The sequence below is a fragment of the Dinghuibacter sp. genome (assembly GCF_035492835.1).
Lineage (GTDB): Bacteria > Bacteroidota > Bacteroidia > Chitinophagales > Chitinophagaceae > Dinghuibacter.
Genome location: NZ_DATJIY010000217.1, coordinates 16765 through 29188 on the forward strand (window position 1 = coordinate 16765; position 12424 = coordinate 29188).

Genomic DNA, 12424 nt, shown 5'->3' on the forward strand with positions numbered 1-12424 from the left:
CACACCATGAAGCCCATCCATTATTTGCCGACCAGATCCTGCATTTGCTGCGGGTACCGGGCGCCCTGGATGGTGACGCTTCCGGCGGCGGTTTCGATTTCGCGCAGGTCGTCCTTACTGAGGATGATGTTCGTCGCCCCCAGATTTTCCTGGAGCCGCGTCAGCTTCCGGGTGCCGGGGATAGGCGCGATCCAGGGCTTTTGGGCCAGCAGCCACGCCAGGGCCAATTGGGCGACCGTCGCGTTCCTGGCGGCAGCCTGTCTGGTCAATATGTCTATCAACGCCTGGTTCGCCTTGAGGTTCTCCGGTGCAAAACGGGGGACGAGGCTGCGAAAATCTCCCGCGCCGAATTGGGTATTCTCGTTGATCGCGCCCGTGAGAAAGCCTTTCCCGAGCGGGCTAAAGGGCACGAAGCCGATACCCAGCTCTTCCAGCAGGGGAAGGATTTCCCTTTCCGGCTCACGCCACCAGAGCGAATATTCGCTTTGCAAAGCAGCTACCGGCTGGACGGCGTGCGCCCGGCGGATGCTTTGCACGCCCGCTTCGGACAAGCCAAAGTGCTTTACCTTCCCTTCGCGGATCAGGTCTTTTACCGTCCCCGCCACGTCCTCCATGGGCACGCTCGTGTCGACGCGGTGCTGATAGAACAGGTCGATCCGGTCGGTCCTCAGCCGTTTCAGCGAGGCTTCGGCAACCGCGCGGATATTCTCCGGCCGGCTGTCCACCCCATCGCCCACGACGCCACCCTTGAAGCCGAATTTGGTCGCGATCACCACCTGGTCGCGAAAGGGCGCCACGGCCTCGCCCACGATTTCTTCGTTGACAAACGGGCCATAGGATTCGGCGGTGTCAAAAAAGGTCACGCCCTGCTCATAGGCGGCGCGGATCAGCTTGATGCCATCCGATTTGTCGATGGCCGGTCCATGCCCAAAACTGATCCCCATACATCCCAGTCCCAGGGCGGATACTTCCAGCCCGCTTTTTCCCAACATTCTCTTTTCCATATGATTGGTTTTTGATCTCCGGACAAAGTTCCGACGTCTTTCCCGGAGGATATGTATACCGATTACCGGGTTTTGTACCAAGATTACTGGTTCCCGTCCGTGCTTTTCGGGGACTTCGTACTTTTGGCGTATGCAACGATTAGAGACCATCAGCGACCTCAACGCCTTCAATAACCAAGGGACGTTTCACCCGCTGGTCACCGTGATCGATCAGACAAAGTCCACGCCGAGGCACATGGAACGGCGTTACTATGGGTTCTATGCGGCCTTTTTGAAAGGCGCCCTGCATGGCAACCTCCGTTATGGCAAGCAAAACTATGACTACCAGGAAGGGACGCTCGTATTTTTTGGCCCGGGACAGGTCGTTGGGGAGGACAACGGCGCGTTTTACCAACCCGACGGGCTCGTCCTGGCCTTCCACCCGGACCTTATCCGCGGTACCAGCCTCGGTCAGCACATCCAGGATTATACTTTCTTTTCCTATGACGTCAGCGAGGCCTTGCATATATCGGAAAAGGAGCGACAGACCGTCCGGGATTGCTTTGCCCAAATCGACGCGGAGCTACGTCAGCCCATCGACAAGCACAGCAAAAAGCTGATCGTCTCCGGAATTGAGCTCTTCCTGAACTATTGCACCCGGTTTTACGACCGGCAATTCATCACGCGGGAGAACGTCAACCGCGGTATCCTCGAGCGCTTCGAGGGGCTGCTGAACGACTACTTTTCGTCCGACAAGCCGCAACTGATCGGGCTGCCATCGGTAGCCTGGTGCGCGGCGGAGCTCCACCTGTCGCCAAACTATTTCGGGGACCTGATCAAAAAGGAAACCGGGAAGTCGCCCCTGGAGTACATCCAGTCGAAGGTCATCGACCTGGCCAAGGAGAAGATTTTTGACGACGCGAAGTCCGTCAGCGAGATCGCCTATGACCTGGGGTTCAAATACCCGCAGCACTTCAGCCGGTTGTTCAAGCAGCGGGTGGGGCTTACGCCCAATGAATACCGGGGGCTCAATTGACCAGATGTAACAAATATCCCGCTACCGCCCCGCCGAGGATCACAAACGCGCTGTTCACCTTCGGAAAACCAAAGACCACCGCCGCGCTCGCAACGGCGATCACCCAGGCGCGCCAGTCGGTGATCGTGGCCCGGCCGAAGTCGATGCAAACCGTCAGGATGATGGCCACGGATGCGGCGTTCACGCCGTCCAGGAAGGCCGAAAACAACCTCGACCGGCGCATCCGGGGCACAAGCGGGTGTGACAGGGCGACAAAGACGAAGGAAGGCAGGAAGATCGCCAGGGTGGCGAGCGCGGCAGTCTTCCAGCCGCCCATCTGCCAGCCGATAAAGGTCACGGAGGAGAAAACCGGCCCCGGGGTAAACTGGCCGACCGCGATGGCGTCGATCAGCACCTTCCGGGATAAAAGTCCTTTTGCCACGAGCTCGCTGTCCAGGAAGGCAAAGAGTACATAGCCGCTACCGTATAATATCGCCCCAATCTTTAAAAAAGAAAAGAATATCCGTGCATTCGACACCACCAGCGCGGGCGCCTGTAGCAACAACGGGACAAAACCCTGCAAGGACCGAGTCCGGGCGAGCGCCACCAGTCCCGCCCCAAACATCACATAGATCTCGTTCACCCCCGCCAGACCCGCCGCCAGCGCCGCAACGGCAATCACCCACAACCAGGCGTCCTTGAGCGCCCTTTTGGCCAGCGGCAGCCCGGCCGCGAGGATCACCGGGATGATGGCGGGTTTGATGCCAAAGATAAAGGCAGATACCTGTGGCAATTGACCGTACCGCTGGTACAACCAGGCGATGACGCCCGTGATCACCACGGCGGGGCCGATAAAACACGCGCCCGCCACCAGCAACCCCTTCCATCCGGCCCGCTCCTGGCCGATGTGGATCGCCATTTCGGTGCTGTTGGGCCCGGGTATCAGGTTCGTGGCGCCGATCAGGTCCAGGAACTGCGTGTGGTCCATCCATTTCCTTTTGTCCACCACCTCCCGCTGCATCATCGCGATGTGCGCGGCGGGGCCGCCAAAGGCGGTGAGGCCGAGCCGGAGGAACAAACGGAAGAGCCCGGGTACATCTTTTTTTTCCGCCATCCGCTAGGGCTTGGTAAATACCTGGTTGGTAATGGGGGGCACGTCGGGCACCTTGATCACGTTGAACTCGTGTTTTGTCGCCCGGTGGCAATTGTTACAGGTGGCGGTCAGGAGCACAAACGAGCTTTTGAAGGCCGGGAAGCTGCCCGCGGCGATCGCGGCGCTGACGCTGTCCACGGCCGGCCGGATCATCGGCAGTTGGGCGACCTCCGGGCGGTCGGCGCAATACTTTTCAATATCGTCCAGGGCTTCTCTGATCTCGCCCACCTCGAAGTCCGCGAGCTTCCGGTTGCCGGCGACGCCGGCAAACCAGAGTTTTGCATGATGCACCTGGATGCCCGACATGAATTCGCCCAAACCGGGTTTGTAGACGTCGTCCAGCTTCCGTTGCAGGCTGTCCACCTGCGCCCGGAGCACGGCGTTGCTTTGGTCGCTGGTGTTACAGGCGGTCAAGGCCAGGAGGGCAACAATGAGTTTACGCATGTCCACCAAAATTGCGAAAACGCGCTTAACCCTGATGGTCGATTTGAAAAAAATCTGGCATCTTCCGGAATGCCTGCGGCGTCAACCCCGTTGCCCGCTTAAAGTATTTTATAAAATGCGAGGGGTCTTTAAAATCCAGGGAAAAGGATATTTCCGCGACGGTGCCGCTGGTATACAACAAAAGGCGCTTGGCCTCGCCCATCAAAAAATCCCCCAGCACCCCGGCCGCTGCCCGGTCCGCCGCCTTCCGGCAGGCGTTGTTCAGGTTTTGCGGCGTGGTGTGCAACAGGCTGGCGTAGTGCTCCACCGTGCGTTTCATGGCATGGCCGTTTTCCAGCAAATGCAGGTATTGTTCATACAGCCCCCCGGATTCCCTGATGGGTTTTACCGCGGGCCCAGCCAGCGACATCATCTTTGCCAGTAATGCGGTCAACACCGTTTCGACGATCTCGGGCGCGCCGTCCGTTTCGTCCAGCAGGACCGTCCACAGCCGGTCCACCGAGGCGTTGCCTGTCAAAGGCACGCAGCTATAGGCGCTGACCGATGCGATCAACGACCTCAGGCGCCCATCGGTCAACCCCTCCACGAACTCGCGTCGGATGATGAGCACATAGCCTTCACCCGGCGTCGACAACTCCCAACAATGCACCTGATCCTTCCTGACCACGAACAGGACCGGCGGCCCGACCGCGTAGCGGCGGCCGTCGATCACGTGCACACCCGCCCCGGCCGTCAGAAAGATCATCTCCAAATAGCCGTTGTGCCGGTGGGGATCGGTATGGCGTATGGCCGGCTTGAAGCGGGTGATCTTTATGGAGGCCTTACCGCCGGACTTATCTTTTACGGGGAGCCGCGTACTCATATTATTCAAATATATTTATAAAAAAAACGGCAGCATGACCATCACTCCCCTTTGCCCGGCACATTGGCCCGTCGTCAAGGCCATCTATGAGGATGGACTGGCCACGGGGAACGCGAGCTTCCAGACCGCCGCGCCTTCCTGGGAAGAATGGGACAAGGCCCACCTGCCGCACAGCCGGCTGGTTGCCCTGGATGGCCACGCGGTGACGGGATGGGTGGCGCTGACGCCCACCTCCGGGCGCTGTGTCTACGCGGGGGTGGCGGAGGTCAGCGTGTATATTGCCACCGCTTACCGCGGAAAAGGCGTAGGTAAAGCATTGTTGGAAGCGCTGGTTGCCGAAAGCGAAGCCGGTGGCATCTGGACGCTGCAAGCAGGCATTTTCCCCGAGAACGTCGCCAGCATCCGGTTACACGAAAGCGTGGGGTTCCGGCGGGTCGGGACCCGGGAACGCATCGGGAAGATGGGGGACCGCTGGCGCGATACCGTTTTGTTGGAAAGGAGGAGCACGGTCGTCGGTCTGTAGACTACCTTTGTTTTCAACCAAAACGTTTGACTATGAAAGACCCCATCGGCCGTCGTCGCTTTCTGGGCATGACCGCCTTGTCGCTCGCCGCCACGCAGCTCGGCGCGCTGGGCGCAGGTAAAACGCCGCCGCGCTTCCCCACCCTCAAACAAATCAAAGCCGGTCTGCTTGACATCGGGTACGCCGACGTCGGACCGGACAACGGCAAGCCGGTCATCCTGCTCCACGGCTGGCCATACGACATCAATAGTTTTGCGGACGCGTCGTCCCTGCTGGCCGCAAAGGGATACCGCGTTTATGTTCCCTTTTTGCGGGGGTATGGGACGACCCGCTTTCTGTCGGATCAAACGGTGCGTAATGGTCAGCAGTCCGCACTCGCGGTGGACGCCATCGCCTTTATGGATGCGCTTCAGATCAAACAGGCCGTCATCGGCGGGTTCGACTGGGGCGCCAGGACGGCGGACATCGTCGCGGTGCTTTACCCGGAACGGTGCAAAGCGCTCATATCGGTCAGTGGGTATTTGGTCGGCAGCCAGCAAGCCAACAAAGCCCCGCTGCCACCCGCGGCGGAGCTACAATGGTGGTACCAGTATTATTTTGCCACGGAGCGGGGCCGCGCGGGCTATGCGGCCAATACCGATGCCTTCAACAAACTGATCTGGCAGACCGCCTCGCCCCGCTGGAGCTTCGACGACGCCACCTTCGAAACGTCGGCCAGGTCTTTCCGGAACCCCGACCACGTGGCGATCGTGATACACAACTACCGCTGGCGTCTGGGGATTGCGGAGGGAGAAAAACAATACGATGAGCTGGAACAGAAACTGGCGGCGTTCCCTACCGTTACCGTGCCCACCGTGACACTTGAGGGCGACGCCAACGGCGCCCCGCATCCACCACCCGCCGCTTACCGCAACAGGTTCTCCGGACCTTATGCCCACCATACGATTTCCGGGGGTATCGGTCACAATTTGCCGCAGGAGGCGCCAAAGGCTTTTGCGGACGCGGTGGTAGAGGCTGACGGACTAGCCTAGGGGTTGTCCAAAGCCGTTTCACCGGAAACGTTCCAGGCGGTCACCACAAAGTGGGGCGCGGCCTTCTCGTCCTTGACCGCGTAGCTGCACCGTATCTCCCGGGTTTCGCCCGGCGCGAGCTCAATATAATTGTCGCTAAAGATCACCGGCAGGATGTCGTCGCCATCGTGGCCGTTCAACACCCGGAGGTGCACCTGGAAGGCGACCGTATGACCGGTATTGGTGACCCTGAGGTAGTGTCTGGCGCTGTCGGTTTCCACAGCCTCCGCGTGTACGACCGAGAGCGTCGTCTTGCCGAGGGTCTGAAAGGCGGTGTAGTCCGCATACGCGCTTTGCGGCGTCGTGTACCAGGTCGACCTGCGCCAGTTGAGCGCGTCGCCGTGAGACGATAGCCAATACCAGTTGACGCTGCGGACCGCGCCGCCCGCATCGGTAAGCTGCAGACGCAGGAAGTATGTTCCTTCGGTGGCCGGCACGGCGAAACACCGGACGGCACTGTCCGGGCCGATAGACACGGCGGCGTGACGGGTGAACGTGCGGCGCCCGTCGAGGTCGAAGACCGAGGCCTCGACCTGGAGGCCGTCAAAGGACCGCAGCAGTGAATTGACGACGTTCACCGTCCCCGTCGCATACGAATACATCACGTGAACCGGTTCCATCGCTTTCTTCATGCCAAAATACGTTCCCGCGGGATACAGGTAATAGTCATACGTATGCCAGATCAGCCCCGGCCACGGGTTGCTGCCCATCCACTGCACCACGCCGGTGGCGTCGTGGTATTTATGCAGGCCATAGGCTTCCATCATTGCGCGGTGCGCCTCGTAGTCCTGCGCCTGGGCCTTCGAAAGATAGTCCCTGATGTCGGTCGAGCGGCCATAGCGCCGCTGGAGCGCCATATTGAACGTATCGGTAGTCCCGAAGGTCATCGTCCCGCAGTGGTACTTCCAGGTTGCGGTGGTAAACCACAGGGAATCGGCGGGGATGAACTTGATCAGGCTTTCGTACGGTGGTATGGAGGGGCCCGGGGAAATCTCGGTCGCGAGGCTCCAGGCGCCGCCGAATTTACGGGTGGAGTCGGTTTCCCAATAGACCGGCGGCACCCACTCGTAGGGACCGTCCATCTTTACGCCACTATAACCGGACACCCTGGATTTGCTGCTGTTGGCGGTCGATAGGGTTGGGTTGGGCCAGTGCTCGGAGGCCTCGATGTCGAGGTAACCCCGTTCCACGCTGGTGTCCCTGGGGGGCATGTCGCTGCCGTTGAGCCACACCAGCAGGCTGGGCTTGTTTCGAAGCCAGCGCATCACGCTGGTATCGGACGCCATGGCGGAGGCGCGTTTGGCCGCGTCCCAGTTTTCGGGATACTGCCAGGCGCCGCAGCACATCCAGCCCGTCATGACCAGCATACCGTATTTGTCGCAAAGGGCATAGAAATTATCATCCTCCATTTTCCCCTCGGAGCGGACGATGTTCATATTCATGTCGCGATAGAGGCGGATTTCCTGCTCCTGGCGTTCGGGGGAGCGCCGCTGGAAAATATCCGGGGCCCAGGCAGCGCCGCGAAGGAGTATGCGTTTGCCGTTGACGATAAAAACGCGGGAGGCGGTATCGATCAGCTGGGAAGTAACCTGGCGGATGCCAAAGGGTTCGCTGATGGTGTTGCTGACCGCGGCGCCGTGGCCTACGGACAACTCCAGGCGGTTGAGCCCGGGTTTGCCGTATTGCCAGGGCCACCAGATGCGCGGGTGTCTGACGTTCAGCTGTGGAAAGTCGGCCGGGGTAAAAACCACATTGACGATTTCACCACCGTTCAGGTGTACCTTTTTTTGAAAGGATATATCGGTATTGATCCTGCCCTTGACCACCACATCCTGCGGCGTTTGGCTATAGTTGGTCACCAGCGCCTCCACCGTCAGGTGCGCGACGTCGAGCGAAGGGAGGTCGAAGCGGGTGGTCACCAGTGGGTATTGGATACCCACCCGGTCGTAGGTCCGGACCGAAATGTCGTTGACGATGCCGCCGTTGTAATCGGGCGGGTAGTGGATCCAGTCGGCATAGTCGATGGCCAGATCGCCACCGCGCCGTTGGGGGTTTATGGGGCGCCTGATCTCGAGGGCCAGCACGTTGCCGGAAGGGCGTACATAGGGCGTAACGTTCAGCTCGATCACCCGGTAGGGATTCATGATCCTGTTGGAATCCGCGATCAGCACCCCGTTGAGCCAGACATTCGCCTTATAGTTGATGCCATGCAGCGTCAGGATAACGTCTTTGCCGTCCTCCGGCGCAGGCAGGGTAAACGTCGTACGGAACCACCAGGGCGCATCGAGCGAAGGGTCCTTCAGCTTTTCGAAGTTCATCCCGTAAAACGGATCGAAGTCGTAGACCTTATTAGCCATCAGGCCGGCGATGATGGTCGTGGGTACGCTGACCTTGTACCAGCCTTGCGGCGTATAGCTGGCTTGTGAAAGGACGTCGCCTTTGTCCGCGATCCTGGTAGCCGATTGCATGTCCCAGCCGTCTTTTAATACGGCCGTATAGGACCCGGCGTCCTGCAACGTCGCGGGCTCTGCGTTGGGTTTCACCGGGTACAGGATGTATCCGTCCTTGACGTCGATGGTTTGCGTAGCGGCGCCCTGGCGCACCACCACCCTTTTCCAGCCGGCCGGGACGCGCGTCCGGAGCGTTAACGGCAGGTCGTATTGGTATTTGTCCAGCGGATGCGTGAGCGACACGGTGAGGACGCCGCCTTTATTGGTGACGGCGATCCGCGCGGATTCCTTCTCCCGCATATACCGGGTGACGTCCCCGAAGGTCGCTATCCACAGACGGTCCTCCCGTGCCTTGATGTATTGCAGATACGCCTCGAGCTTGGGTATAGGCGTCCACTCCCATCCCAGGCTGTCGATCCCATGGAAAACAAGCACCAGCCAGGTATCCCTGTTGGCACAGGCGGTATCCACCCAGGACGTCATCAGCGACAGCGGTGTGGCGTGCAGCGGCCCGCGCTGCCATTGCACGTAGTCCTTGCCGGCCGGATGGGGCAGCGCGTCGCTCGCCCGGTCGATCTCCTTCAGGAAGGGCTCGGGCATCCGGTTGCGCAGGGCCGGGTAGATCGTGTGGGCTATCTGCATCACCCGCTGGTCTTCATATCCGTAGGGCACCTCGGCGGAAAAGACGTACCGTTTGCCGAGGTGGTTCTCTATCTCCTCCTTGCTTTTTTCCAGCTCGTACCGGATATTGGCCTCGTCAAGACCGGGCATGGTCGCGTGCGTAACCGAATGACTGGCGATCTCGTAACCCATGGCCGCGTCTTTGCGGAAGTCCTCCCAGCTGGAGCCGACGGCCTCCTTGTATTCGGGACAGGGCTCGTATCCCGGTGCAAAATCGCCGTGACGCACCTTGGCGTAGAGGCTGTCCATCAACCGGTACGCCGCTACTTTTTTTCCAGAGGAATACAAGTTCCCCGCGTGGGTGTGATAGGCGATCGTACCCTGGTAACCCAGGAAACCCGCCGCAGAGCAGCGCTCCAGGAAGTTGTGCTCATTGGTGGGCACTGTGGCCGATTCCCCGATGATCTCCCTTATGGGTCTCCCGATAAATTTCCCTTTGTACTCCGAACCATCAATAGGCCCCGTAATGACAAAAAAAGTGGCCGGGAGCTGTAGCCTCTCCATCAGCGGCAGCGCCCCGGTGAACTGGCGCCGCGACGCGTCGTCATACGTGATGGAGACCGCGCCGTTCTTGTCGTCCGGCCATTTCGTTATCGTGGTCTGCGCCAGGCAGTATCCGGCAGACAGGCTCAGGGCGAGGGTTGTCGCCAGTGATGGGAGGTTCATACTCAAATATAATATCTTTGATCCAGCGGCGCCAGCCGGTCCGACGGCGGCCCCTTGACCTGGATGTTTACGACTACACGTCACCGTAATATTCCCACCTCGGTAAAAGCGTAAAAGCACGCTTGTTTTGACCCGTAGGCTTCCTAATTTAGCGGTTTCACAAAACATACCGTTATGAAGAAAACACTCTTACTAATCCTCGTCGTCGCCGGCAGCGCGACCGCCTCCTACGCTCAAATCGGCTTCGGCGTGAAAGCGGGCTACAGCATTGCGACCATTCATGCCGATGAAGGCAGCAACCCTATCACGTGGAGCAGCCAGCCGGCCTTCCATGCCGGCGTCCTGGTGAGCATCCCGGTCGTCCTGGGTCTGAGCATACAACCCGAAGTGTTGTATTCCGGGCAGGGCGGCAAGTTCAACTCCGACGGCGACCCCGGAAACCTCAAAACGGCGCTGATCAACGTACCCATCATGATCAAGTACAGCATCCACGGCGCCTTCCTTGAAACCGGTCCTCAGTTTGGATTCCTGGCCAGCGCTAAAATAACCACCGACGGTCAGACCACGGACGAAAAGTCCAACTTCCAGTCGACACAGCTGGCATGGGGCGTGGGCCTTGGTTATAAGCTGCCCCTTGGTCTCGGCATCGACGCCCGCTACAACTTCGCCCTCTCCAAGATGGCCAAGTCGGGTAGCGACTTCGACGCTGCCGCCAGCGACGCCAAGAACGGCGTCTTCCAGGTAGGCCTGTTCTTTGTCATCGGCGGGAAAAAATAAAGCCGTTAAAAATGATACCTTAGGGTGCCCCTGCCGGGGCGCCCTTTTTTTATGCAAAAACTCACCCTCGAACAAGCCCGCAAGATCATCCTCCACGCTGCCGGGTTGCACAAACCCGCTCCGTTCGGCAAGGGCCGCGAGGCGGTCTATAAGCTGATCGACCACCTCGGCTATGTCCAGCTCGACACCAACTACACGGTCGAACGAGCCCACCACCACGCGATCGCGACGCGCGTGCCCGACTACCAGCCGGAGTGGCTGGAGGAGCTACAGGCGGATGGAAGGATCTTTGAATTCTTTACGGCCGACTCCGGGTACCAGCCGATGCACAATTACCGCTTCTCCCTGCCCGTCAAGGAGGCCATAAAAAACGCCCGGAAACCGCTCACCCAGCCGGAAGTCAACCTGATGCAGCGGGTCCTGGACCGTATCGAGCGGGAAGGGCCGTTATCCGTCAAGGATTTCGACAACGACCGGCAGGAGGCGAACAAGGGCTGGTGGGACTGGCGACCGTCGAAGATCGCGTTGGAGCGCTTATACATGGAGGGTAAGCTGATGGCGACCAGGAATGCCGGTTTCCACAAGGTATATGACCTGCCCAAGAACCTGGTCCCGGCGGATGTGGATACGACGATGCCGACGCCGGAGGAATTTGCGAGGCACGTGATACGGCGGGAGCTGACGGCGCTGGGTGTGGCGTATCCGAAAGAAATGGGGTGGCGGGCGCGCTATGTAAAGGGACACGTTATAAAACAGGAGCTGGCAAAGATGGTAGCCGGGGGTGAAGTGCTGGCGGTGGCCATCGATGGGCTGAAAGAATTGTATATGCTCCCGGCGTATAGGGGTAAAAAAATCGAACTCTCCGGTGACGCCTATGTCCTCTCCCCTTTCGACGGATTGAATGTCTTCCGGCATCGCCTAAGGGACTTTTTCCATTTCGATTATCAAATTGAATGTTTTGTCCCCGAACCCAAACGCAAGTATGGTTATTTTTCGCTGCCGATCCTCGTGGGCGATACCTTTGTCGCGCGGATGGATGCCAAGGCCGACCGGAAACAGGGGACGCTCATCGTACATAATCTGCACTTCGAAAAATGCAGCCCGGACATCGAAGCCGTGGCAACGGCGATCCGTAAGTTCGCCGAATTCAACCAGTGCGACGGCTTTGACTTCAAAAAATCGAATCAGAAACAGTACCTTAAGGGCATAGAGAAGCGCCTATAACTCATAAATACCATCTATCAGAGCCGATAGAAAACTTCGATACTTTTGATAACGACAATTGACCATTATGGAAAATAACACACTTCATTACGCATCGGAACACCACCCGCACGCTCCGGGATGTCCCTTTACCGGGGGAAAACTCAAAGAAACCGCAGGCGGTGGCACGCGGAACCGCGACTGGTGGCCGAACCAGCTAAACCTGAACATTCTGAGACAGCACTCGGAAAAATCGGACCCGATGGACAAAGGGTTCGACTACGCCGGGGAGTTTAAGAAGCTCGACCTGAAACAGGTCAAAAAAGACATCATCCAGGTGCTGACCACGTCGCAGGATTGGTGGCCCGCCGACTTCGGCCACTATGGGCCGCTCATGATCCGGATGTCCTGGCACAGCGCGGGCACGTACCGGATCGGGGACGGGCGCGGGGGTGCCAGCCGGGGCATGCAACGGTTTTCCCCGTTGAACAGCTGGCCCGACAACGCCAACCTCGACAAGGCGCGACGCCTGTTGTGGCCGATCAAGCAGAAGTACGGCCGCAAGCTCTCGTGGGCCGACCTCTTCATCCTCGCGGG

Annotated in this window: 11 protein-coding genes; 6 read left to right on the forward strand and 5 right to left on the reverse strand. The window is 59.3% G+C overall.

Features of this window, described 5'->3' with window-relative positions:
- Positions 1-20 precede the first annotated feature (20 nt).
- Positions 21-1004, reverse strand: coding sequence for an aldo/keto reductase (locus VL547_RS20115; RefSeq protein WP_325581301.1), 984 nt, complete (start codon positions 1002-1004; stop codon positions 21-23).
- 130 nt (positions 1005-1134) lie between these two features.
- Between VL547_RS20115 and VL547_RS20120 the strand changes: the two genes are divergently transcribed.
- On the forward strand, positions 1135-2019 hold the full coding sequence (locus tag VL547_RS20120; RefSeq protein ID WP_325581303.1) for a helix-turn-helix transcriptional regulator: 885 nt from the start codon (positions 1135-1137) through the stop codon (positions 2017-2019).
- Here VL547_RS20120 and chrA read toward each other — a convergent pair.
- The 3 genes from chrA to VL547_RS20135 are packed head-to-tail and all read right to left on the reverse strand — an operon-like array spanning position 2012 to position 4457.
- Entirely contained in the window at positions 2012-3112 is a 1101-nt protein-coding gene (chrA, locus tag VL547_RS20125; RefSeq protein WP_325581305.1) for a chromate efflux transporter, read from the reverse strand. The genes VL547_RS20120 and chrA overlap by 8 nt on opposite strands.
- Before the next feature lie 3 nt (positions 3113-3115).
- The gene (locus VL547_RS20130; RefSeq protein ID WP_325581307.1) at positions 3116-3595 is read right to left on the reverse strand and encodes a hypothetical protein; all 480 of its coding nucleotides are present in this window, start codon (positions 3593-3595) and stop codon (positions 3116-3118) included.
- 25 nt (positions 3596-3620) lie between these two features.
- Complete coding sequence (locus VL547_RS20135) at positions 3621-4457, reverse strand: helix-turn-helix transcriptional regulator (protein WP_325581309.1); 837 nt, start codon at positions 4455-4457, stop codon at positions 3621-3623.
- A 34-nt stretch (positions 4458-4491) separates the two neighbouring features.
- Between VL547_RS20135 and VL547_RS20140 the strand changes: the two genes are divergently transcribed.
- Both VL547_RS20140 and VL547_RS20145 read left to right on the forward strand, forming a co-directional pair.
- Entirely contained in the window at positions 4492-4980 is a 489-nt protein-coding gene (locus tag VL547_RS20140) for a GNAT family N-acetyltransferase (RefSeq protein WP_325581310.1), read from the forward strand.
- 32 nt (positions 4981-5012) lie between these two features.
- Positions 5013-6011 carry an alpha/beta hydrolase gene (locus VL547_RS20145; protein WP_325581313.1) on the forward strand — a complete coding sequence of 333 codons (999 nt, stop codon included), beginning with the start codon at positions 5013-5015 and terminating at the stop codon, positions 6009-6011.
- On the opposite strand, the gene VL547_RS20150 is transcribed toward VL547_RS20145, so the two are convergent.
- A complete protein-coding gene (locus tag VL547_RS20150) occupies positions 6008-9847 on the reverse strand; it encodes a glycosyl hydrolase 2 galactose-binding domain-containing protein (RefSeq protein WP_325581315.1) in 3840 nt (1279 codons plus the stop codon). The two genes, VL547_RS20145 and VL547_RS20150, sit on opposite strands and share 4 nt — an antisense overlap.
- 174 nt (positions 9848-10021) lie before the next feature.
- Between VL547_RS20150 and VL547_RS20155 the strand changes: the two genes are divergently transcribed.
- The 3 genes from VL547_RS20155 to VL547_RS20165 form a co-directional block, all read left to right on the forward strand.
- Positions 10022-10624 (forward strand): porin family protein, encoded by a 603-nt coding sequence (locus VL547_RS20155; protein ID WP_325581317.1) that lies wholly within the window; start codon positions 10022-10024, stop codon positions 10622-10624.
- Between the two features lie 51 nt (positions 10625-10675).
- On the forward strand, positions 10676-11848 hold the full coding sequence (locus tag VL547_RS20160; RefSeq protein ID WP_325581319.1) for a winged helix-turn-helix domain-containing protein: 1173 nt from the start codon (positions 10676-10678) through the stop codon (positions 11846-11848).
- Between the two features lie 67 nt (positions 11849-11915).
- Positions 11916-12424, forward strand: a 509-nt coding sequence (locus tag VL547_RS20165) for a peroxidase family protein (protein WP_325581321.1), incomplete at its 3' end; no start/stop codon positions are given.

Excerpts from the sequence above, each read along its gene's own strand:
- VL547_RS20130 (WP_325581307.1), bottom strand. The coding sequence starts at position 3,595 with ATGCGTAAACTCATTGTTGCCCTCCTGGCCTTGACCGCCTGTAACACC.
- VL547_RS20115 (WP_325581301.1), bottom strand. The coding sequence starts at position 1,004 with ATGGAAAAGAGAATGTTGGGAAAAAGCGGGCTGGAAGTATCCGCCCTG.
- VL547_RS20155 (WP_325581317.1), top strand. The coding sequence starts at position 10,022 with ATGAAGAAAACACTCTTACTAATCCTCGTCGTCGCCGGCAGCGCGACC.
- VL547_RS20135 (WP_325581309.1), bottom strand. The coding sequence starts at position 4,457 with ATGAGTACGCGGCTCCCCGTAAAAGATAAGTCCGGCGGTAAGGCCTCC.
- VL547_RS20120 (WP_325581303.1), top strand. The coding sequence starts at position 1,135 with ATGCAACGATTAGAGACCATCAGCGACCTCAACGCCTTCAATAACCAA.
- VL547_RS20150 (WP_325581315.1), bottom strand. The coding sequence starts at position 9,847 with ATGAACCTCCCATCACTGGCGACAACCCTCGCCCTGAGCCTGTCTGCC.
- VL547_RS20160 (WP_325581319.1), top strand. The coding sequence starts at position 10,676 with ATGCAAAAACTCACCCTCGAACAAGCCCGCAAGATCATCCTCCACGCT.
- chrA (WP_325581305.1), bottom strand. The coding sequence starts at position 3,112 with ATGGCGGAAAAAAAAGATGTACCCGGGCTCTTCCGTTTGTTCCTCCGG.
- VL547_RS20140 (WP_325581310.1), top strand. The coding sequence starts at position 4,492 with ATGACCATCACTCCCCTTTGCCCGGCACATTGGCCCGTCGTCAAGGCC.
- VL547_RS20145 (WP_325581313.1), top strand. The coding sequence starts at position 5,013 with ATGAAAGACCCCATCGGCCGTCGTCGCTTTCTGGGCATGACCGCCTTG.